General features: G+C 35.8%; 16 protein-coding genes. 6 read left to right on the top strand and 10 right to left on the bottom strand.

The window, feature by feature from the left end; all coding sequences use genetic code 11:
• Nucleotides 1-11 precede the first annotated feature (11 nt).
• The gene (locus tag LNQ34_RS02465) at nt 12-425 is read right to left on the bottom strand and encodes a response regulator (protein WP_017495212.1); all 414 of its coding nucleotides are present in this window, start codon (nt 423-425) and stop codon (nt 12-14) included.
• Between the two features lie 5 nt (nt 426-430).
• Nucleotides 431-2,140, bottom strand: coding sequence for a PAS domain-containing sensor histidine kinase (locus LNQ34_RS02460; protein WP_202700848.1), 1,710 nt, complete (start codon nt 2,138-2,140; stop codon nt 431-433).
• A gap of 168 nt (nt 2,141-2,308) precedes the next feature.
• Between LNQ34_RS02460 and typA the strand changes: the two genes are divergently transcribed.
• Nucleotides 2,309-4,105 carry a translational GTPase TypA gene (gene typA / locus LNQ34_RS02455; RefSeq protein WP_202700847.1) on the top strand — a complete coding sequence of 599 codons (1,797 nt, stop codon included), beginning with the start codon at nt 2,309-2,311 and terminating at the stop codon, nt 4,103-4,105.
• A 121-nt stretch (nt 4,106-4,226) separates the two neighbouring features.
• Here the strand turns inward: typA and LNQ34_RS02450 are convergent, their stop codons facing one another.
• The 3 genes from LNQ34_RS02450 to LNQ34_RS02440 are packed head-to-tail and all read right to left on the bottom strand — an operon-like array spanning nt 4,227 to nt 8,348.
• Nucleotides 4,227-6,581, bottom strand: coding sequence for a T9SS type B sorting domain-containing protein (locus LNQ34_RS02450; RefSeq protein ID WP_229998567.1), 2,355 nt, complete (start codon nt 6,579-6,581; stop codon nt 4,227-4,229).
• Between the two features lie 15 nt (nt 6,582-6,596).
• A complete protein-coding gene (locus LNQ34_RS02445; protein WP_229998566.1) occupies nt 6,597-7,433 on the bottom strand; it encodes an ABC transporter permease in 837 nt (278 codons plus the stop codon).
• A 3-nt stretch (nt 7,434-7,436) separates the two neighbouring features.
• The gene (locus LNQ34_RS02440) at nt 7,437-8,348 is read right to left on the bottom strand and encodes an ABC transporter ATP-binding protein (RefSeq protein ID WP_229998565.1); all 912 of its coding nucleotides are present in this window, start codon (nt 8,346-8,348) and stop codon (nt 7,437-7,439) included.
• 110 nt (nt 8,349-8,458) lie between these two features.
• Here LNQ34_RS02440 and LNQ34_RS02435 point away from each other — a divergent pair, with 110 nt between their 5' ends.
• Both LNQ34_RS02435 and LNQ34_RS02430 read left to right on the top strand, forming a co-directional pair.
• The gene (locus LNQ34_RS02435) at nt 8,459-9,511 is read left to right on the top strand and encodes a hypothetical protein (RefSeq protein ID WP_202700843.1); all 1,053 of its coding nucleotides are present in this window, start codon (nt 8,459-8,461) and stop codon (nt 9,509-9,511) included.
• Nucleotides 9,512-9,581: 70 nt separating this feature from the next.
• Nucleotides 9,582-10,442, top strand: a complete 861-nt coding sequence (locus tag LNQ34_RS02430; RefSeq protein WP_229998564.1) for an SdiA-regulated domain-containing protein — start codon at nt 9,582-9,584, stop codon at nt 10,440-10,442.
• Between the two features lie 101 nt (nt 10,443-10,543).
• On the opposite strand, the gene LNQ34_RS02425 is transcribed toward LNQ34_RS02430, so the two are convergent.
• A complete protein-coding gene (locus LNQ34_RS02425; RefSeq protein WP_229998563.1) occupies nt 10,544-14,278 on the bottom strand; it encodes a metallophosphoesterase in 3,735 nt (1,244 codons plus the stop codon).
• 26 nt (nt 14,279-14,304) lie between these two features.
• Here LNQ34_RS02425 and LNQ34_RS02420 point away from each other — a divergent pair, with 26 nt between their 5' ends.
• Entirely contained in the window at nt 14,305-15,483 is a 1,179-nt protein-coding gene (locus LNQ34_RS02420) for a Pycsar system effector family protein (protein ID WP_229998562.1), read from the top strand.
• Between the two features lie 15 nt (nt 15,484-15,498).
• Here LNQ34_RS02420 and LNQ34_RS02415 read toward each other — a convergent pair whose 3' ends face one another.
• Nucleotides 15,499-17,868: a GAF domain-containing protein gene (locus LNQ34_RS02415; RefSeq protein ID WP_202700839.1), complete on the bottom strand. Its 2,370-nt coding sequence runs from the start codon at nt 17,866-17,868 to the stop codon at nt 15,499-15,501.
• Nucleotides 17,869-18,093: 225 nt separating this feature from the next.
• Between LNQ34_RS02415 and LNQ34_RS02410 the strand changes: the two genes are divergently transcribed.
• Nucleotides 18,094-18,846: an SDR family oxidoreductase gene (locus LNQ34_RS02410; RefSeq protein WP_229998561.1), complete on the top strand. Its 753-nt coding sequence runs from the start codon at nt 18,094-18,096 to the stop codon at nt 18,844-18,846.
• A 73-nt stretch (nt 18,847-18,919) separates the two neighbouring features.
• Nucleotides 18,920-19,501, top strand: a complete 582-nt coding sequence (locus LNQ34_RS02405) for a TetR/AcrR family transcriptional regulator (RefSeq protein WP_229998560.1) — start codon at nt 18,920-18,922, stop codon at nt 19,499-19,501.
• A gap of 85 nt (nt 19,502-19,586) precedes the next feature.
• On the opposite strand, the gene LNQ34_RS02400 is transcribed toward LNQ34_RS02405, so the two are convergent.
• From LNQ34_RS02400 to LNQ34_RS02390, 3 genes are all read right to left on the bottom strand, one after another.
• A complete protein-coding gene (locus tag LNQ34_RS02400) occupies nt 19,587-20,645 on the bottom strand; it encodes a nucleoid-associated protein (RefSeq protein WP_202700836.1) in 1,059 nt (352 codons plus the stop codon).
• 44 nt (nt 20,646-20,689) lie between these two features.
• On the bottom strand, nt 20,690-21,049 hold the full coding sequence (locus LNQ34_RS02395) for a four helix bundle protein (RefSeq protein ID WP_202700835.1): 360 nt from the start codon (nt 21,047-21,049) through the stop codon (nt 20,690-20,692).
• Nucleotides 21,050-21,143: 94 nt separating this feature from the next.
• A complete protein-coding gene (locus tag LNQ34_RS02390) occupies nt 21,144-21,683 on the bottom strand; it encodes an IS1096 element passenger TnpR family protein (RefSeq protein WP_017495227.1) in 540 nt (179 codons plus the stop codon).
• Nucleotides 21,684-21,686: the final 3 nt, after the last annotated feature.

Here is a 21,686-nt window from a genome sequence, read left to right as displayed (position 1 = left end):
AAATTCCAGGGTTAGATTCCGATTTTCTTTTTAAGATACTCCAGCATTGGAAGAGTGATTGGTTTTGAAAGGAAATCGATTATAATGGGGTATTTTTTCGCCTTGGCCAAGTCTTCAGGATCAATAGTAGAGGAGAGGACAATTACATTAGCGGTATTGAATTCTTTGTAGGCCGGAGAGGTAAAATGATCCAGGAATTCCCAACCGCCCATTACGGGCATGTTTAGATCTAAAAAAATCAGTTCCGGTTTTTTGTTTGCTTTGTTTTTGTTGTTGGTATATTTAAGTGTGTTGAAATGGTGTAATGCTTCCTCGCCATTCTGAGCTGTGATGATTTCTTTGGAGAATGATGATTTCGAAATTACTTTTTTGCATAACATCAACGTGATAGGATCATCGTCTATACATAAAATTTGCTCCAGCATATGAGTTAGTTTTTGAATGTTATTGTAAATGTGGTGCCTTTGTTGACTTCACTATCAACACTGATGGTTCCTCCCATAGTTTCGACTTGCGATTTTACAAGATATAGTCCCAGTCCTTTACTGTCGGGGTAGTTGTGGAATCGTTGGTACAGTCCAAAGACTTTGTCGCGGTTTCTTTCTAAATCAATCCCAATTCCGTTGTCTTTGAAAGTTAGAACTGCTTTTTGGTCGACTTGTTCTGCTGTAATCGATATTTTTAGTTTTCTGTTTTCTGATTTGTATTTGATGGAATTGGTAAGTAGGTTTAGTAAAATGCTCTCGATATAAGCTTTGTTTGTGTTTAGTAATGGGACTTTGTCGAATTTGAGTTTGATAATGGGTTTGTGTAGTTCGATTTGAAACGATAGCTGGCTAAATACATTTTCAAAAACTTCTTGTAGGGAGACTTCTTCTTTTTGCATAGAAGGGTTGTCTTTGATGATGATTACTTTTACTAAGTCGTTAATGGTTTCGTTTAGCAAATGTGTTGATTTCGTAAAACCGGACAGGATTTCTTCGAGTTCTTCGTTTTCGACAGGTATGTCCTCAATAAGGTTTAATAGTCCGATTAAATTGGATAGTGGCGCACGTAAATTGTGTGAGGTGATGTAGGAGAATTGTTTTAAGTCTTTGTTGTTTTGAGTTAATTCTCTAATTAAGTGTTCTTTTTCTGTCTCTAGTTTCTTTTCATCGGTAATGTCTCTTTGAATGGAGATCCAGTGTGAAATGATGCCTTCGGTATTGAAAATAGGGATCATGGAGAATCTTACCCAGTATTCTTCTTTTGATTTAGTATAGGTTATAGTTTCAATTAGGCACTCTTCTTCGTTTTTTATAGCTCTTAAGAGTTTTTTTAATTCTTCTGAATCGGATTTTGGGCCTTTGAAGATGTTGGGTGATTTTCCAATTATTTCATTTGACATGTATCCTGACATTTGCGAAAAAGCAGGGTTGACGTAAACAATTTTAGGTATTTTTCGATCCGGGGAATTAGCTTCTGTTATTAATATGGAGTCTTTAGATTGTGTAATTACAGTTTCTAAAAGTCTTAAACGCTGCTCTTCTTCCTTTTGTTTGGTGATGTCCTGGATGGCTCCAATCATTCTGATGGCTCTTCCGTTTTCATCTTTGAGTAGAAAACCTCTGTCCAGAACATATTTGTAACTTCCATTGGCGCATTTAAAACGATACTGATCCTGCCATTTTTCTGTTTTTTGTTCTATAAAAGAGTATAGTTTGATAGACATTCTGATGCTATCTTCCGGGTGAATCTTGTCAAACCACCATTTGGATGTCTTACCAACTTCTGCCGGATTGTACCCAAAAACGTTTTCTATTCCTTTGTTCCAATTGATGCTGTCTTCTTGGATTTTCCAATCCCAAATGGTGTCACTTGTTGCTTTGGCTACAATGTCATATTTTTCGTTTGATTCCTTTATTTCTTCGTTTGTTTCCTTTAATTTTTTGAAAATAGTAATGTTTTTTTTCTCATTTTTAGAAAGTATGTATCTGAAAAACAGTGCAGTGCTAAGGATGAAAAAAATGTCCTTTAAAAAAAAAACAGTGTAGTAATCGGTCTTTGAAAAGTAAGTCGTAAGTAATTTATGACAGATGATTGCCACAAATAACGATATGATAATATAAACTAGAGTAATTTGGAGAGTTTTACTTTTCATCACTCAAATATAGTTAAATTAACTATAATTAAACAATAACAAAAGTTCAAATTAGACTTAAATTTACATTGTTTTTGGGTGACTAATTACTTGTCTCTACGCAAACTATCGCAGAAACGTTTTTTATATCAAAATAAAGTGTACCTTTGCACCCATTAAAAATCACAGATGGAATCTATTAGAAACATTGCAATTATTGCCCACGTCGATCACGGTAAAACCACTTTGGTTGATAAAATTATGTATCACTGTCAATTATTTCGTGACAACGAAAACACAGGTGATTTAATTCTTGATAATAACGATTTAGAGCGTGAGAGAGGTATTACTATTACTTCAAAGAACGTATCAGTTCAATATAAAGGAACAAAAATCAATATTATTGACACTCCTGGCCACGCGGATTTTGGAGGTGAAGTAGAACGTGTATTGAACATGGCCGATGGTGTATGTTTGCTAGTGGATGCTTTTGAAGGCCCAATGCCACAAACTCGTTTCGTATTACAAAAAGCGATTGACTTAGGTCTTAAGCCTTGCGTAGTTATCAATAAAGTGGACAAAGAAAACTGTACTCCTGAAGAAGTTCATGAAAAAGTTTTTGACTTAATGTTTGAATTAGGTGCTGAAGAATGGCAGTTGGATTTTCCAACCGTTTATGGTTCTGCTAAAAACAACTGGATGTCTGACCACTGGGAAAACGTAACGGATAATGTTGAAGCATTATTGGATATGGTGGTTGATAATGTACCTGCTCCTAAAGTTTCAGAAGGAAATCCTCAAATGTTGATTACATCTTTAGATTTCTCTGCTTTTACAGGACGTATTGCTATCGGTCGTTTAGAAAGAGGTATCTTAAAAGAAGGAATGCCAATTTCTTTGGTAAAAAGAGATGGTGCCGTAACAAAATCGAGAATTAAGGAATTACATACTTTTGAAGGTCTTGGACGTAAAAAAGTAACAGAAGTAATTGCAGGAGATATTTGTGCTATTGTTGGTGTTGAAGGTTTCGAAATTGGTGATACTATTTCTGATTTTGAAAATCCTGAAGGTTTAGCATCTATTGCTATTGATGAGCCAACAATGAGTATGTTGTTTACTATTAATGACTCTCCTTTCTTTGGTAAAGAAGGTAAATTTGTAACTTCTCGTCACATTAGAGAAAGATTGACAAAAGAATTAGAGAAAAACCTTGCGATGAAGTTAGGTGAAACTGATTCTGCTGATAAATTCATGGTTTTTGGTCGTGGAGTACTTCACTTATCTGTTCTTATTGAAACAATGAGAAGAGAAGGGTATGAGTTACAAATTGGTCAGCCACAAGTTATCATCAAAGAAATTGATGGTAAAAAATGTGAGCCAATTGAGGAATTAACAATCGATTTGCCAGAGAATCTTTCAGGTAGAGCGGTAGAGTTTGTTACCATGCGTAAAGGTGAAATGTTGAGTATGGAAACTAAAGGGGAACGTATGATTGTTAAATTTAATATTCCATCACGTGGAATTATTGGATTGCGTAACCAATTGCTTACTGCAACAGCTGGTGAGGCTATTATGGCACACCGTTTCATTGGATATGAGCCTTATAAAGGAGAAATTGCCGGACGTAACAAAGGTTCGTTAATTTCTATGGAAAAAGGAAAAGCTATTCCTTATTCTATTGATAAATTACAAGATCGTGGTAAGTTTTTTGTTGAACCAAATGCCGAAATTTACGAAGGTCAGGTAATTGGAGAAAACTCTCGTAGTGATGATATGTGTGTTAACGTAACGAAAGAGAAAAAACAATCTAACGTTCGTTCTTCCGGAGCAGATGATAAAGCGAGAATTATTCCTCCAATCATTTTCTCTTTAGAGGAAGCATTAGAGTACATTCAAAAAGATGAATATGTAGAGGTTACTCCAAAATCTATTCGTTTGAGAAAAATCTATTTGACAGAAACTGATAGAAAAAGATTTAAATTCTAAGGAGTTTAAAATTCAATATAAAAAGCCAAATTCCAATTAGTGGGATTTGGCTTTTTTTTTGTCTTGGAATTTTCGAACAGGAATTTCTTTGCAGATTTCCGGAATAAGAAGTGCTAAGTTTTTATCTTTTTAAGCTGAAGTGACCTTTTATGACTCTGCCGTTAACAAATTGAAGGTTGAACCAATAGTCATCTGAAGGCAATTGCTGGTTGTTAAACTGGCCATTCCAGCCCAGAGTATTTTGATCCATTTGTTTGAGTAATTTTCCGTAACGGTCAAAAATGAAGATTTTAAAAGCCGGAAGCTGGTCGGAGTTTTTAATTAGCCATAAATCATTATAACCATCTCCGTTTGGAGTGAAAAATCTCGGATAGTCTGCTATGTAAACTTTATATTGGTTCGATATTCCGCAGCCATTTTTATCTCTTGCGATAGTATTGTAAACCCCGGGTTTGACATTAGTGAATAATGGAGCATCCTGAAAAACACTTCCATCCAATGAAAATTCATAATTACCAACCCCTGTGTATTGAATTAAAACAGAATTTTCATCACCAGAGAAATCTTTTGTGTCTGCGCTGGTTATAAGTGCAGGTTCGGAGAGTATTACTTTGAATTTTTTGGTTTTTTCACAGCCGTTAGTATCTTGTACGAGTACTGAATAATCACCTACTGTGTTTACAGTAATGGAGCTTGAGGAAGCGCCGGTATTCCATGAATAGCTGGTAAAACCAGTGGCGACATCCAGAGTAATCTGCTCCCCTTTACACAGGTATTTTGATTCGTCTTGAAAATTAGCGGGATCAAAAGTATTTACAACAAGAGTTATGGGAAGAATGTCGTAACAATCGGGCCCATTTGTGGCTTTAGCATAAATAGTTTGGGTAAAAGCGGTAGTGTTTTTAAAGATATTAGGTAATGTATTTGTAGCTGTCAGAGCATCATTTGCATTTAAAAAATAACTGAAAGTGATGCCTGGAGGTAAACCTGTCGAAAGTTGAGGGGTTACCTGTGTATTAAGATCAAATTGATAAAATCCATCTTGTTTGTCATCTCTGTCGCAAGTTGCAAATGGATTTTGAGGGGCAATTGTGGTGTTGGAAATTTGCAACGTCACTTCTACAGTTTTACTACAGCCGTATTGGTTTTCAAGTCGGACGTAAATGACCTGATTTTGGGATTTATTAGTGTACTTTTCAGGAGTTGAGATTGGATTCGTTTTAGTTTGAGCATCAGCTAGTGATTCGTAGTATCCTTTGATCAGCGTTTCAGCAACATTGTTTTTAACAATATTAGCGGCCTTTGTAAGGTCGAAGATTGATATTCTGTCGGTGTCATCATCACATTGTACTAATGTGGTATTGGTGGACAGAATTTCAGGAGCAAACTCAATTTTACTTTTTCCGGTGGCAACACAAGTTGTTCCTATTAGTGTGGCTTCAACTTTATAATTCCCTGTCGTATTTACAGTATAAGCAGAACCGGTTTCTGCCGGAGAAATTTCTACATAGTTATTAGTGGTAGTTTCTTTAAACCATTTAAAAGTGTAAAGATTGCTGTCGAGCTGTGTATCTAAGACGATACTTTCTCCAAAACAGGCCGGATTTTTATCGGCAATTGTCCTGTTGTTTCCAAGATTTATTCTAGAGACAAAACTACCTGCTTCTATAAAAACAGCCGAGTTGTATTGCCCGGTCGGATCGTCAGCAATTACCAGTTTTAAATGGTATTTTTTGTTGGGAATTACATCTGTATAAGCATTCATAACTACAGTTTGTCCAGCATAATTTATGGGGCTATTAGTGGTGTTGTAGCCATTGAAAAAACTTTCATTTAAAGGGTCACATCCCTGATGATTGGTGCCATTGGCAAAAACGGGTTCGATTTTAGTATGAACGGTTGTAGAAGAAACCGGGGTTGTTGTATTGGGTAAGACGGCTAAATTTTTATAAGGATCGCTAGTGCCTGCTTCTTTTATTAAAAAAGCAAAACCATCAGAATAGATGCAGGGATAGTATGTTTGATATTCGTTTGAAGCAAAAATATAATTAAAGCTGATGGAGTTGGCTAAAGCAATAAAATCAAATTCGAGCACAGTTGCCTGTTTACTCCTGTTATTGTTTAAGGCCTGATTTAAGTCTGAGTCACCCAGCCACTTATCGTTTGTAATGCCTATAGAGTTTGATCTTATAAATGGACCTGAAGCATTTGAACTTGGTGATGTACTTAAAACAATACCTCCTGAAAAGGGAAAACTACCTCCACCTGAATTAAAGTAAGCATAACTTTTACCAGTATTGGCAGGGTTTCCGGTTGCATTAACACTGCTAACATTGATACAAGCGCTGTTGATTAAAACATTTTTTGCTAAATCTTCAGGGGTTCTGGTGTCGTCTACACTAATATTTTGTGCGTTTACTTTTATAGAGAGCAAACACACAAAATAGACTAGTGATAAGATTTTAAAATAGTTCATAGTACAGCAAATATACTACAAATCCCTCTTTTTTAATAGCTTGTATGAGAAGTAAACAAATAAGAAGGTCCAGATCAAAACGATTATAACCGAGGTATAGTGTACACCATAATCTTTGGTATTTTCTACCCCAATTTGTGTTCCTATTGAACGAATTACTGATAATCTTGAAAAAGGCTCAATGATTAGATTTGCCATAGCTTCCAACGGGAAAAAATTCATTATTGTCTGGCCTACTGAACTTTCAGGGAAAATTTTAAAGATCAAAATTCCTTTCACAATTCCTTCTGTTATACTCCAAACCAAAAGAAAACCCAAGGCAAAAGCCGAACGTTTTACCAAAATTCCCAAAAATAAACAGAATGCAAAGAAGCCAATGAGTTTTACGAAAAAGGCAAGAAGATAGTCTAAATCCATCATAATCACATCAAATTCGGTATAGGATGAAAAGCACAGTCCAAGAATTAAGCTCATGACAAATACGAAAAGGGTAGAGGCTAATGCAAACAGTACGACTGTCAGGAACTTGGACAGAACGAATTCTTTTTTGCTTAAACCGTCAATCAGGTTTTGTTTTAAAGTTCCGTAACTGTATTCATTGGCCATCATAGAAACAATAACGATTGCGAGGAAAAGTTTAAGTAAGGCGGCTACATAAGAATTGAAATGCCAAATGAAAGGGAAGTTGAAAATACCCATTTCTGCCAAATGGAATTTAAATGGACCTATGTCAAATTTGATCGAAGCCATTAAAGCGATAAACGAAAGCAGTATGAAATAAGTTAAAGTGAGGATGCGGCTGGCTTTGTTTTTCCAGATTTTTTGTAGTTCTATAGAAATTAGTCTGTTCATGGTTTAGTTGTTTTGGATAATGGCGTTCTTGGTTAATTCTAAAAATTGCGCTTCTAAACTGTTTTTGCGTTTTACCAGATGGCTCAAAGCGATATTTTTAGAAAACAGAAAATGATTGAGTTCTGAAGCGGATAAATCAGAGTGTAAATAAACCAGGATTTTCCCGTCTTCTTCGGTGATTTTTTCAACTGCCGGATGTGTTTCCAATATGGTTTTCAACGCCAGATTATCATCAGACTGAAGTTCAAAGAAACCATCATTGGCTGACATTCCGTCTACTGAACCAGAGTATAAAATTTCTCCTTTACGTAAAACAACTACATGCGAACATACTTTTTCTACTTCGTCCAAAAGATGAGAGGCCAGTAAAATAGTGGTTCCTTGTGACGCAATTTTTCGAATAATGTCTCTGATCTGATGAATTCCCTGTGGATCTAAACCATTTGTTGGTTCGTCTAAAATTAAAATTTCCGGATCATTTAAGAGTGCCGAAGCAATGGCAAGACGCTGTTTCATTCCCAAAGAAAAGGTGCTGAACTTGCTGTCTTTTCTCTCGGATAGCCCAACTAAATCAAGTTTTTCACTGATCTTAGAATAATTGATGCTTTTTATTTTGCAAACCAGTTTCAGGTTTTCTTCGGCAGTCATGTACGGGTAAAAGTTGGGTCTTTCGATGATGGCGCCTACTTTTTTTAGTGCTTCATGTGTTTGTACCTTTCCTCCAAACCAGGTATAGTTTCCCGAAGTTCTGTTCACAACATTCAGGACAATTCCTAAAGTGGTCGATTTACCGCTTCCGTTAGGGCCTAATATGCCATAAACGTGGCCTTTTTGTATTTCAAAAGATACATTTTTTAAGGCCTGAATACGGCCGTATCTTTTGTGAAGATTCTCGATAGTAAGTATGGTTTCCAAATTTATTTCGGTTTTAGTTTTATGTAAGACGATTCAACTTTTATTTTGTTACGCTAAATTTATTTATATGATGCTATTCATTTAAATTTGTACTAAAGATATTCAAAAATATGAGCGAACCTTTAATGGTTTTGAAAAAACCGTCCTATCCTTTAATGCCGTCTCTTCTTAGTTATTTAGAGCGATACGAACGTATTTCGAAAGTATCGGTGTTCTATGATGATCTATTGCGATTTTCAGGTTCGGTTAACGTTTATGATAAAAATGAAACGGATACTTTATGGATCAGAGTGTATTACAGCGAGTTTGAGAGAAATGAGATCGATTTGAATCTGAAAAAAATCTATTCTCTTTTGCATTCTGATGGAAATAACGAGATCATTCAGTATTTGAATATTGATGCAATTGATTACTGTACTTTTGGAAATTCTAAACCTTTCCGGATAAAAGTGCGTAATATTCTCAATGATAATTATGTTCATTTTTATATCAAAAAAGCAGATGCTTCAAGAATTTACGGATTAGAGCTGGAGGATATTCTCTCACCGGATAAAATCAACTTTTTGGTTTTTAAGGATACTTTAATTGAAGAGCATATTATCGGAATCCCGGGTGACGTTTTTATGGATACTTTATTAGACAGTTGTACGGAAATGGAAAAGTCGCAAATTGCAAAAGAATTTGTGAAGTTCAACGAACGCTGTATGATCAGGCTTTTGGGGGATATGCGTGCTTACAATTATGTGATTGTTCCCATTCATGACTTCGATCAGGTAGTTTATAAAATCCGTCCAATTGATTTTGATCAGCAATGTTATGAAGGGAACTTTAAAGTGTATCGCCCGCAGTTTTTCAAAGAAAATTATCCGATGATCAAATTGATTAAAGAAAAACTGGAGGACCGGTCAATTATTCAGTACAAGGACGAGGAAAGAGCGATTTTGGCGAAACGTATCCATTCTGCCGAAACCAGAATCAAAAAATTGCTGAACATTATGTGTCACGATACGATTTCGACAGAAGAGCATCTGAATCAACTAAAAATGGAATTGTACCGTTATACCAATGATATGAAGTTCAAAAATGCCAAATCTATGGGACATATTATGTTTGCCGCTTTTGAATTTATTACACGCAATTTTAAAAATACAAACCTACCTTAAATACTGCACTCCATAAAGATGTTGGGTTGTTAGCAGGTTTTAGTTAGGTTAAATATTAAAAGAAGATATTATGAAAAAATTTTTTTTACTCGGGGCTTCTATTGCCTTACTGGCTTGTCAGCAACAATCCAATTCAAATTTAAAAACGTTGTACGCCCTTCCGAAGAAGCTAAAAGAAGTTTCGGGAATTACTTATTTTCCTGAAACGAATTTAATTTATGCGATAGAAGACAGTGGTAATAAAAATGAAATTTATGCGATAAAATCGGACGGGAAGATTGCCAAATCGATTGTTGTTTCAAATGCAACTAATGTAGATTGGGAAGATATTACCAAAGACAAAAGCGGGAATATTTACATTGGAGATTTTGGAAATAACGACAACGAGCGCAAAGATTTGTGTATTTATAAAGTCAATAAGAATCAGTTGAATAAAGATTCAGCAGTGGCAGAGTATAAGGTTTCATTTTCTTACCCGGAACAAAAGGAATTTCCTCCGAAGAAAAAAGAAATGTTCTATGATGTCGAAGGCTTTTTTGAGCACGGGAATTATTTTTATCTGTTTACCAAAAACCGTAGTAAGAATTTCGATGGAACTGCCTTTATTTATAAAATTTTAAATGCTCCGGGAACTCAGAAGGCGATTAAAATAGGGGAGTTTAAGACTTGTGATAATTACAATCATTGTGTTTTAACCAGTGCAACCATTAGCCCTGATGGTAAAAAAGTAGCTTTGCTGAGTCATGATAAAATCGTTTTGTTTAAAGGGTATAAAAATGATTGGTTCCATAAAGGATCACAAACGGAGATTAAATTGGATCACTTTTCGCAAAAAGAAGCTATCGTTTTTAAAGACAACACTACTTTATTGATTGCCGATGAAAAGGCAAATAAAACAGGAGGCAATGTTTATGAGTTTAAGCTAAAATAAAAAGGGACTAAGGCGCTTAGGTTCTGAGGTGCTAAGTTAAAGGGGAAATTCATGGCAAAAAAACTTAGAACCTTAGTAACTCAGCATCTCAGAACCTCTAGTTAAAAACTATAAGCCGCTCCAAAAATGACTCTTCCTGTTTCGTCAGGAGATTTGAAATAAGTGATTCTTGCGGTTAGCACATTGATCGCGTTCAGCCAAAGTCCGCCGCCATAATCCTGATGCCATTTTTGGGAATTTTCACCGTCAAGCCAGATTCTTCCATAGTCAAAACCACCCAGTATTCCGTAGGTTAACGGAGCAATTGTTTTTTGGATTTTACCAATGCTAAGACGTAAATCAGTACTTTGCGAAAAATAAGAACTTCCCAGAAAGCGTTCGTTTCGATAACCGCGTAAGTCTGTATCGCCTCCTAAAGACGCACCCTGATAAAATTCGTAATTGTTATTTAGGATCGCTTTTCCTTTTAAAAGAGTGGCCAAAACCAGCTTTCCGTTAGAATCAATTTTATGCGTAAATCCTAAAAGACTTTCAAGAGTCGGAAAGTTTTGCCTGGTTTCATTTAGATTGGCTAACCACGCTGCCGAGATCATGAAAGTAACTCCCAAAGTAGGTTTTGCAGCAAAGTCGGAGTTTTTGAAATGGTACTTGATTTTCGCACCACCAAAGGTCTGACTTTGAAAAATTTCCGGATTAATGATGTTTGGAATATCAATAAATCGGTTTTTAGTTTCTTCTACTCTCATTTGTTGAAACATGGGCTGGATGCTAAACTCGCTTCCATATCGCCCAACATGTCGGATCGCCGCTGAAACATTAAACTTCTGAATGCGAACGCGGTTGTAATCCATTCCGAATTGCTCTGTATTATTGATTGTTTCATTCCCATATCCGAAATAATTCACCGTAAAATTTGGAGTTGTATATTGCGATTCAACATCAATAACCCACTTGCCAAGCAAGCCTGGAAAATGTGCGGCGTAATTCAATTCAAAACCTTCCGTTGCGAAGTAGTAAAAACCGTTTAACACATGTTTTTGTGTGTAAGGGTTTTGTTTGAAATTGTTTACGGTATAGTTCAGATTAAAACCAAGCTTTACACCATCGTCAGGATTGTACCCCATATTCGGAAGCCCTGAAATCACATTATATTTTGGTTTTTCGTAATTGTAAAGGTTAACGTCGTAATCGTCTGTTAGTTGAGTTCCGGTTTTTGAATCCAGATTATAGGTATTTTGTTTTGATTTAAAATCATAAACGATCACTCTTTTTCCGTTTTCGATGTTATAGGTATCATTGTTTTGTCCGCCAATTAACCGAATTTTTATCTTCGATTTTGCATTGCCGGTTACCTGAAAAGTATCATTATCATCTAAACCGTAAATCCATAAGTTGGAAGTTTTAGCATCGGTAATGGTTTTAGTGTATATCAATTCGTCGCCCTCTTTTTTAACTCTGAATACCTGAATTTCGAGTGTTTTTTTGGCGCTATGGCGAATTACAAACTTGTCTTTTTTATCTGTTCCGGCGATCATTACAGTATGACTCAAAACGTCAAAGTATTGGGACGCATATTTTTGAAGGTCTTTTTTTCTGCTTTTCAATTTCTGTTGAATGTCTTTAATCGTCTCGTCCTGAACCTCTTTTGGTAGACTTTTAAAAGCATTGTCAATATCCGTATCCGATAAATTTTCCTGAATGTATTTTGCCTGAGCAATCCAGTCTTTTTCTTCGGCAGTTTTTAAAAAGGCCAAGTCAAGCGGGTAAGGTTCTCTGTTAAGCCATTTTACATTGTCGATTTTGTCTTTAAAAGTACGCATGTGGCGCAGTGCAGGAATGTTCATCAACAGTGCAAGCAAAGTTCCGTCATATTTCGAAAAAGCCTGATCGCGATCTCTGGGAATAGGTTTGTAAGTTACCTTTCCGTCTTTTTTATATTCTCTCCAACGCCATTGGTCGTCGTGTCGGTCCCAATCGCCAATAAGCATGTCAAACAAACGGGCTTTTATATATTCGTTTTCGTCAACGGTATATTTTTCATCTTTATGCAGGTTTTTCATCATGTCAGATGTGCTGATAATATTGGTTGGATTTCCAAAGTTCTTCCCTTCCAGATGATTGTCGGCAGGCCTTTCTTCAACCATGTACAATTCATCTCCAAAATTCGAATTGAATTCTTTTAAAGTATTTTGTTTCGGAATGTAATATAAAATCGGGTTGCTGTGTGCCAGCCCTATTCTATCAGCCAGATTGCCTACTGCAAAGGGAGTATACGGATGTGAAGTAGTATAAAAGTCCAATAAGAAATTCTCTGCATAGGTATTCTCAAAATCATTAACAATGTACTGATCTTTAAAAGCTACAGATTGTAAAAATTGTGTAGCACTTTTTTTCATAGCACGCATTACATATTCACGGCCTTTAGGATCCGATACTCTTAAAGATTTAGACTGATGTCCGCCACCTTCACGAATGGGTTTCAGACCTCCCATTAAAGTGTCTAAAGTTGCGGTTTTAGCCTCAATAGGTAAGCTGTAATATTTTCTATAGTGGTTTCCGAAGAGAAACTTATGAAACAGACTTTTCTGAGTCATTTTTTGAGAATAGATAGAAGTCGTAATTTTAGGAGGGAAATTATTCGGAATATCAGCAGCCCAGTTGATTTCTTTGGCCTTTATGATTTCCCGCTCAAAAAGTAGCTTCTCGTGGTTGTTTTCATTTCCGAAGAAAGAAACTTTCGCATCTCCGCTTTTGAATAAAGTTAAGGTAGCATAACCGTTTCCTCCATAAGAGAAATCATTTGAATTAATGGCCCTTGCAGCTTCGGATTTTGATCCCGCACCGCTAATAATCTGCTTAATATTTTCCTTGTTGACATACTGCAGATTATGATCGTGGCCGGAAACTACAATCACATTTTTTTGTTTTTGCAGCAGCGTTTTAATGCGCTTGGCATAAGCAGTATATTGTTTGTTCTGAATGTCTTGAGGACTGGCACCTGTAGTTTTTCGCAGTAAATTAATAAAGGAACCAATTACCGGAAGCGGAATTTTTTGTTCCAGAGGGAACAGTTGTTTTTCCAGCGAATATTGACCGCCATGGGATCCGTTGCTCATAAGGGGGTGATGTAGGGCAAGAATGACTGTTTTCTCCTGATTTTTATTAAGAACACTTTCCAGTTCGTCAAAGAAATCTTCTCTGGTTTTAATATCACAATTGTCATTTATAGTAGGGTGGTTGTTCCAGTCTTCCAGAAACCATTCACTGTCAATCGTTACTAAAGCAGTTGTACTGTCTATTTTAACAGCTTCGATAGCGCAGCTTTTTCGGGGTAAAAAGGCTTTTTTATCGTTTAAATATTTAGTAACAAATTCAGCCTGAAGTTCAAGGCCTTTGATGCCATTGTACCAATCGTGGTTTCCGGGAATGACAATCGTTTTTCCCTTAAATCCCTCGGTAAGTTTTAATTGATTGGTCAGTTTCGTTTCGGCCAAAGCCTTTTCCGGCCCCTCATTATGGGCAGGAAAACCTTTCGGATAGATATTATCTCCTAAAAAAAGCAAGGTCGATTTTTTATTCGCTTTTTTTAGCTTTTGGTGCAGTAGTTCAAGAGTTTGCTGTGCTTTTTCTTCGTCGGCGTTTCCGGCATCACCCACTAAATAAAAAGTGTGTGCAATTTTTATGGTATCTGTTGCGTTTTCCGTTTCGTTAGCACTGACATTTTTACCATATTGTGCTTTATGAGTCGCACAGGAATAGGTGAGCAGCAAGACAGTTATTGCCAAAGAACAGGTTTTAATTTTCGCAATAAAATGATTATCCAAAAACAATTTCATAATTTAGTGGTGTAAAAATATTCTTTATGAATTTAATAGAACAATCCGAAGATTTTGTTAGTAATTTACTCAAAGATAAACTTTCTAATTTATATTCTTATCATAATTTCAACCATACTTTAACGGTCGTAAATGCTGTAAAAGAGCTTTGCAAAAAGGAAGATGTTACGGCCGAAGAGAAGGAAGCACTTTTAGTGGCAGCCTGGTTTCATGATAGCGGGTACATTAATGGTTATGAAAAACATGAAGAAGAGAGTGTGAAAATTGCTACGGCTTTTTTGAAGGAAAAGGGACTGTCGGATGAATTCATAACACAGGTTTCCGGTTTGATTCTGGCCACGGTAAAAGAGTATACTCCGAAAACACATTTGGAGAAAATAATCAAGGATGCCGATTTTGCTCACCTTATGGGGACTGAGTATGCAACGACTTGCGAATTATTGCGTATTGAATTAAAGAATACCTGGAATTTAAACTTTTCAAATGCCGAATGGGCAAAAGAAAATCTGAATTTTCTAATGAACAAGCACCGTTTTTATACGGATTATGCGCTTAGAAAATGGCAGCCTTTAAAAGAGAAAAATCTGTTAATGGTTCAGAAAAAGATTGAAAAGCAGGAAAAAAAAGAGGCCGAAAAAATCGAAGAAGAGAATAGAAAGAGAGATAAAATCGAAAAACCGGATCGTGGTATCGACACCTTGTTTCGTGTTACCTTGGGGAATCATACGCGTTTAAGCGGAATTGCCGATAGTAAAGCGAATATTTTATTGTCTGTAAATGCTATTATCATTTCGATTGCACTTTCTACGATTATCCCTAAATTAGACAGTCCGAAGAACGCGCATTTGGTTGTTCCCACTTTTATCATGCTGATTTCAAGTGTGGTGACCATTATTTTTGCGATTTTATCTACACGACCAAAAGTAACAACCGGTATTTTTACACGTGAGGATATCGAAGCCAAGAAAATTAATTTATTATTCTTTGGGAACTTCTACAAAATGCCTCTTGAAGAATATGACTGGGCGATGAACGAAATGATGAAGGATAAAGATTATCTGTATTCTACCATGATAAAAGATTTGTATTATTTAGGATTAGTGTTACAGCGCAAATATAATTTACTGCGTATTGCTTACAATCTTTTTATGATCGGTATCATTGTTACCGTAATCTCTTTTGTAATTGCGTTTAAATCCATATAAAAGCTCAACTAAAAATTAGTTGAGCTCATCTAATAAGTCCTGATAGGTAATTTTTTTCGCTACGGGATTTGTATTGTTATTGATTACTTTAACACGAATGGCTCTTAGACCCGAAACTCCCTGAAGGTCTTCAACTTCAAATTGTTCGATTGAAGGTTCGAGAATTTTTTTGTGCTGTAAGTATTTGATGTATTTTAAATATTCAGCTTCCTCACTGTTTTGAGAATACACAATGGTAATTTTCTCTTTCTCCGTAATACGGTCTTTTGTGCCTTTGATATTCGATTTGTCGATGCGTTTTTTCACCACTTCGTATCTGGCATTGTAGGTTCCGTCGACATCAAAACGTTTTTCATCCATTCTGAAACGGATCGAAAGCGGAGAAGTAAACACTAATATTAAAGAAGTCACGTCCAGTTCGTACGGGAGTGATTCTTTAAGCTGATGATGTTCAAGTTCCATTTCGCACAAGGTTTGTAACTGCCACAAACGCAAGTTGTGCAAGTACATCATATCAAAGGGTTGATTTGGAGCAATAGAGGCTCCAATATAGAGGTTATGCTCAACACCATCTGTTTTAAATCGTTCGTAATAATGTGGATAAATCTGTTGCGCTTCGAGTTGTTTTTTGTCCAGAACCGAGGCCAGTTTTTTGTTGATAATAGACATCGCATTATCGAACTTCTTTCGCTCCTGATAAAACAATCCGCTTTTTGCGTCAAGACTCTCAAAGTATTCTCGTTCCAGTTTTTCGCTTTTTTGTGTTTCTTTTGTATTCTTTAAAAGAGGATGAATTTCTTCTTCAATGTAACGCTGAATGTATTGCTCGGTATCTGCTTTTAAAGGAGCGTCAAGCTCATCCCGAAAAGATTCCAGTTCAAATTTGCGCTGTTCCAGAAGGACCAGATTGTGGTTTGTATTCTGAGATTCGAAAATTTTCAGCAAAGCAGTCAATTGATTTTTAAGGTCGATCTTAACCGTTTCATTTCGATGTTCGGAAGAACCTTTGATATCAATTTGCCCGTAAAGTGGATATACGTTCTTAAAGACAATTTCCTTAAAAATATAATCCTTGGTATGATTGATATTTTGGAAATAGTTTTGCGATTCTTTTTTGAATTTCCAGTACACACTTGGGTGAATGGTGGTGTACTCGCGCTGAATAATGGCTTCAATCTGATGCTGCATATCCGTATTGTAACGATCAATAGTATCGGTTAAATAAGGAAGTACCAGTTCTAGTTTGGTAGCATTAATCGTATTGAGTGCTTTTTGTTGAGAAGAAACCAGTTCAACAACGCCCAGTAACTGCCCGTCTTTTATGACAGGAGCAAAAACACAACTTTGGATCCCTTGTTTTAACAGATGCTCCCCTAATTTTATATTATGTGATTCGGCAATGAATTTTTCGACGTTAGAAATTACCAAAGGTTCTTTATCGTTTAATAATTTCTCGAAGGTACATCCGAAAAAAGCATTCTTGCAATCAATTTCCTGATCTTTTGAAAGTAGAAAACTCTGCATCTGAGTGTCAAATTTAACAGGTCTGATAAATTTTTCTTCCTCCGGACTGTATACAATAAACCCCACCTTTAAATCAGGAATTTTAAAGATCGATTTAAAAATATTGAATACAATTTCATCTGTAGCAGCTGTTTTTGAATCAGATTTTAATAAGTTGCTTTTCAGGTTTGAAATCGCACTTTCTGTGGTGGCGTCGAACAAAGAAACAATTCCAAAACCTTTTAAAATCCAGCTTCCGGCAGGGAATTTTGATTTCCAGAGTTCAAGATCGTGGTAGTTGTCCAGTAATAAGTCAATATCATCCTGAGTTAAAGCTATTGATTTTTCTGTTGGAATAACTTCCATGAAATCGGCATTGTACAGAATACGATAGTGCTTTTCTATTCCATTTTCATCGGGAATGTCATAGAAAAAAGGGTTGTTAAAATCGATACGCTGTTTGTAATAGGCACCTAAAATAATGCAGCAGTTGTTGACATAGAACTGATGATCGTCGAAATCGCGAATTTCCATATCAAACTCTGATCCTGCGTTGCTTAAGATCTTTTTAAAGCGTTCCGTATAGTTGAAATATAAATTCTGAAAAGGTATGGTAACCGCTTTTATTTCGTTGTTTGTCAAAGCAGTTGGGAAGATATCAGCCAAAAGATTCCTGATTAAAGCTTCATTGTCTTTAATGGTGGCGTAGTCCTTAATTCCGGTTCGAAGTTCCGGAAGGGCCTCTATTTGTTTTAGAATGGCTTTTGCGTAGTTAGCCCTGTAATCAACATCCGACAAAGCAATTTTCTCAAAAGATTCAATAAGCTTATGAAAGGAGATGATCGTTTCGAAAGGACTTTCGTTGTATAAATGAATATCCATCTGAATTGGTTTAGACTGTAAATTTAAGCATAAATTAAGAATTTTTAGCATTTCATCATTTCTTTCCTTTATGATAGCATAGAGCAAAAGCTGATAAACAGCAGGGTTAAAAGCAAGTCTTTTTATTTAACAAAATATTAACTCGATTAATTACGGAACGATCGTTCCGTAATGATATCTTTGTGTCAGAATAATCAAAGAATCAGTAATTTAAAAACAATTAAAATGAAAAAATTAGAGAATAAAGTAGCCATTGTAACAGGAGGTAATAGTGGAATAGGGTATGCGGCTGCAGCGGATTTGGCAGCAAATGGTGCAAAAGTAATTGTGACGGGAAGAAACAAAGAAGCCTTAGGAAAAGCAGAAGCTGAATTGAAAGTAACCGGAATTGCATCGGACCAATCCGATTTAAAATCAATTGACGGTTTAGTTGCCGAAGTGAAAGACAAATTTGGTAAAATTGATATCGTGTTTTTAAATGCCGGAATCGCTTCTTTTGCTCCCTTGGAATCTGCTTCAGAAAGTCATTATGATTCGATTATGGATGTGAACGTTAAGGGAGTTTATTTTACACTTCAAAAGTTGCTGCCTATTTTAAACGATGGAGGTTCTGTTATTTTTAATACCTCGATAAATGCCAATGTTGGTATGGAGAATTCAGGAGTTTATGCGGCAAGTAAAGCAGCTCTGTTATCTTTGAACCGTGTTTTTGCAACAGAACTGGCACCCAGAAATATCAGAATTAATGCGATTTCACCGGGGCCTATTGAAACGCCTATTTTTGGAAAATTAGGATTAGAAAAAGCAGAAATCGAAGGATTTGGTGCAGCGTTAAGCGATAAAATTTTATTGAAACGTTTTGGTAAAGCTTCCGAGATTGCTAAGACAGTAACTTTTCTTGCCTCAGACGATGCTTCGTTTATTACAGGAACCGAAATTGTGGTAGACGGTGGGCTTACAGTAAACACAGTGGTTTAATTTTTTGCTCCAATTACGGAACAATCGTTCCGTAATTTTTCGTATCTTTGTAAGAGAATTTAATTATGAAGTTATGGCCAGAACAAAAGAATTTGATGAGGATAAGGCTCTGGATAAAGCGATAGAAATTTTTTGGTGTAAAGGATATAACGGTACTTCGGCACAGGATCTGGTAACGCATTTGGGGTTAAGTCGTTCGAGTTTGTATGATACTTTTGGAGACAAACAGAAACTTTTTTCAAAAGCTTTAAGAAGATATCTGGAACATGGGCAGGAAGCCACAAGAAACCTTTTGAACCAATCAGAAGATATAAAAGAAACCTTAACTGAGATTTTTAAACAGGCGGTTATTGAAAGTCTGGATGACCGAATGACAAAGGGGTGTTTTGTAGTAAATGCTGCTGTTGAACTCGCGATGCATGACGAAGAGATTGCTAAAATTGTGAGCGATAACCGACAAACAGTGGAGGAGATTTTTTTGACAGCAGTAAAAAAAGGACAGCAGGCAGGACAAATTTCAACGCAATTAGAAGCAAGAATGCTGGCTCGTTTTATCTTTAATAATTATACCGGAATCAGGGTGTTGGCTCGCTCCGGAGAGAACGATAAGAAGGTTTACGATGATATTCTGAAAGCGATGTTTTCAGTATTGTGACTTTGAAATAAAGTATAAAAAAACGGCAATTACTAGTGTAGTTGCCGTTTTTTATTTTAAGTAAGTAATAGAAAATGAATGACTCTTAGCTTTTCTCTTCTTTATTGAAATACACTAAGTAGTAATACATTTGTTTTTCTTCATCCCAGCCTTTTTCAACAAATTTTTCAGCACTTTCCGGATTGATAAAATCCATTTTGATCTGAATGTGTGTGTCCAGGTTAATCACGTTTTTGATCGATTTTCTGGCGTCTGAAACTGCTGCGTTGGCAATAGGGAATGAGGTTACATCTTCGATGCTGTATTTTTCTCCTTTATCCACTTTATAGTTTTTGAATTCAGGAATTAATTCAGGATTGTCTAATACTTCGTTTAAGAAATTTTGTTCTTCAAACTGATCGTTTTTTGCGAAATAATTCACAGATCGGTTCATGAACATTACTTCTTCTTTTTTGTCTTCTGCCGGTAAAACGACATCTTTGGCGAAGTTCTGGCAGAATTTTAAGTATTTTTTAGTGATGAAGTTTTCATCTTCAAAAGCATCAACAGATAAAAAGTGCTCTAACCAGTAGCGCGCGTCATAACGGTTGCTGTCAACGGTTAGGATTTTGTATCCTTCTTCTTTTTTATAGTTAAAAATCAAACATCCTTTATCTAATTTACTTAAGTTGATTCCTTGTTGCAGGACCATTTCAAGATTGCTTCCTTTCTCTTCAAATTGCAAAAAGTCGGCTTGTAACTCGCTTTTAAAAATTCCAATAGCATCCACAACATTATTGTCGATACTTAGATTGGTAAGATAAGTGATGTAAACCTCTCCATTTTTAATATGCGGGTGATTGGATTGCTCAAATAAATGCGTAGTAATTTTTTTTGAAACCTCGTGTAAATTTCCAGGGTTGCTAAAAATTTCTGTAGCATATTTAAACATGTCGTTGTAGTCTAAATCAACTTCGTGCGCAAACTGATAATAGTTTTCCTCTTTCTCTCTGAAAGGCTTAAAAAAGTACTCTTTGATCAAAGGAACAATTTCATCATTTAAATTAAATGGTTGTTCCGATAAAAAAATCGCTTCGTTTCTGCTTTTGTTCCCTACGCGGTGTATCGAAAGCGTATCGATGTGGGTGTTGAATAAGTTGATCATATTTTTTTAGGTGCTGAGGTTCTTAGATGCTAAGTTACTAAGGTTTAGTTTCTTTGTTTTATTTTTTTTATAAAAGAAACTAACATCCGTTCTACTTCGCGACTGTCCTCGTATAGATTGTTAAAATCGTCTTCTTTTAAATAAGATATGTTTTTTGCAATTTCAAGTTGGGTTTGCATTTCAAACAATGACCCAACGGAAATACTCAAAAAACGTAAAAGATCTTTGTCACTTTCTCTTCCAAATCCCTCTGCAATATTGCTGGGGATAGAGATGGAGCAACGCCTAATTTGTGAAGTCAATCCGAAGATTTCTTCTTTTGGAAAATGTTTTGTTGAAAAATAAATTTTGGTAGTGAGAGCCATTGATTTTTGCCAGATAAGCAGATTTTTAAAATTACTCATGAAAATATTTTTAATTTGAAAAATTAAAAATAAGAAAAAACTTTCAAAGTAAAAACCTTAGAACCTTAGCGCCTCAGAACCTTAGTAACTTACACTAATTCCAATTTTCCTCAAATCCGTAATCTTCAAAGCTGTCATCGCCTTCGAACATGTCAAGATCATCTTCATCAAGATCGTCTTCAAATTCTCCGTAGATATCGTCGTGCATGTCGGCTTCAAAGTTCTTTTCTGTAGCTTCGTCCGGCATTTCTCCATGTGAAAATAATGTTTCAGGATATGGAGCTCCTGCGATTTGATCTTCAATAGCAGCTAATTCAACTAAGAATGTCCACATATTGATGAAATCATATACATAGATAATTTTGGTATTTTGTTCGTCTAAAATAGAAGATAACGGATAATCGCCCATCGTTCTTTGCTCACCGGGAACGTCACCAGTATCAAAAAGTGGAATTTCATCTTCCTGATTCCAGGTTTCATCACAAGTATAAAACGAAGCCACTTCCATTCCGTCAAAACCAAAAGCGTTGAAGATAGCATTGTGTAAATCCTCAAGAGTATCGTCTTCAAGAATAGCAATGTCTCTAAAAATATCTTCTTCGGCGTCTAGAATTACTCTAAATTTATAAACCATAAT

This window comes from Flavobacterium lipolyticum, from assembly GCF_020905335.1.
In the GTDB taxonomy this organism is placed as follows: Bacteria; Bacteroidota; Bacteroidia; order Flavobacteriales; family Flavobacteriaceae; genus Flavobacterium; species Flavobacterium lipolyticum.
Note: the sequence above shows the minus strand (reverse complement) of the source record. Positions and strands in the feature narration are given on the sequence as shown.

What these genes read in the sequence shown, in the direction of transcription:
- LNQ34_RS02430 (WP_229998564.1), top strand. Translation starts at nt 9,582, where the DNA reads ATGAAAAAATTTTTTTTACTCGGGGCTTCTATTGCCTTACTGGCTTGT.
- LNQ34_RS02415 (WP_202700839.1), bottom strand. Translation starts at nt 17,868, where the DNA reads ATGGATATTCATTTATACAACGAAAGTCCTTTCGAAACGATCATCTCC.
- LNQ34_RS02460 (WP_202700848.1), bottom strand. Translation starts at nt 2,140, where the DNA reads ATGAAAAGTAAAACTCTCCAAATTACTCTAGTTTATATTATCATATCG.
- LNQ34_RS02450 (WP_229998567.1), bottom strand. Translation starts at nt 6,581, where the DNA reads ATGAACTATTTTAAAATCTTATCACTAGTCTATTTTGTGTGTTTGCTC.
- LNQ34_RS02390 (WP_017495227.1), bottom strand. Translation starts at nt 21,683, where the DNA reads ATGGTTTATAAATTTAGAGTAATTCTAGACGCCGAAGAAGATATTTTT.
- LNQ34_RS02435 (WP_202700843.1), top strand. Translation starts at nt 8,459, where the DNA reads ATGAGCGAACCTTTAATGGTTTTGAAAAAACCGTCCTATCCTTTAATG.
- LNQ34_RS02405 (WP_229998560.1), top strand. Translation starts at nt 18,920, where the DNA reads ATGGCCAGAACAAAAGAATTTGATGAGGATAAGGCTCTGGATAAAGCG.
- LNQ34_RS02420 (WP_229998562.1), top strand. Translation starts at nt 14,305, where the DNA reads ATGAATTTAATAGAACAATCCGAAGATTTTGTTAGTAATTTACTCAAA.
- LNQ34_RS02410 (WP_229998561.1), top strand. Translation starts at nt 18,094, where the DNA reads ATGAAAAAATTAGAGAATAAAGTAGCCATTGTAACAGGAGGTAATAGT.
- LNQ34_RS02425 (WP_229998563.1), bottom strand. Translation starts at nt 14,278, where the DNA reads ATGAAATTGTTTTTGGATAATCATTTTATTGCGAAAATTAAAACCTGT.
- LNQ34_RS02465 (WP_017495212.1), bottom strand. Translation starts at nt 425, where the DNA reads ATGCTGGAGCAAATTTTATGTATAGACGATGATCCTATCACGTTGATG.
- LNQ34_RS02395 (WP_202700835.1), bottom strand. Translation starts at nt 21,049, where the DNA reads ATGAGTAATTTTAAAAATCTGCTTATCTGGCAAAAATCAATGGCTCTC.
- LNQ34_RS02445 (WP_229998566.1), bottom strand. Translation starts at nt 7,433, where the DNA reads ATGAACAGACTAATTTCTATAGAACTACAAAAAATCTGGAAAAACAAA.
- LNQ34_RS02400 (WP_202700836.1), bottom strand. Translation starts at nt 20,645, where the DNA reads ATGATCAACTTATTCAACACCCACATCGATACGCTTTCGATACACCGC.
- typA (WP_202700847.1), top strand. Translation starts at nt 2,309, where the DNA reads ATGGAATCTATTAGAAACATTGCAATTATTGCCCACGTCGATCACGGT.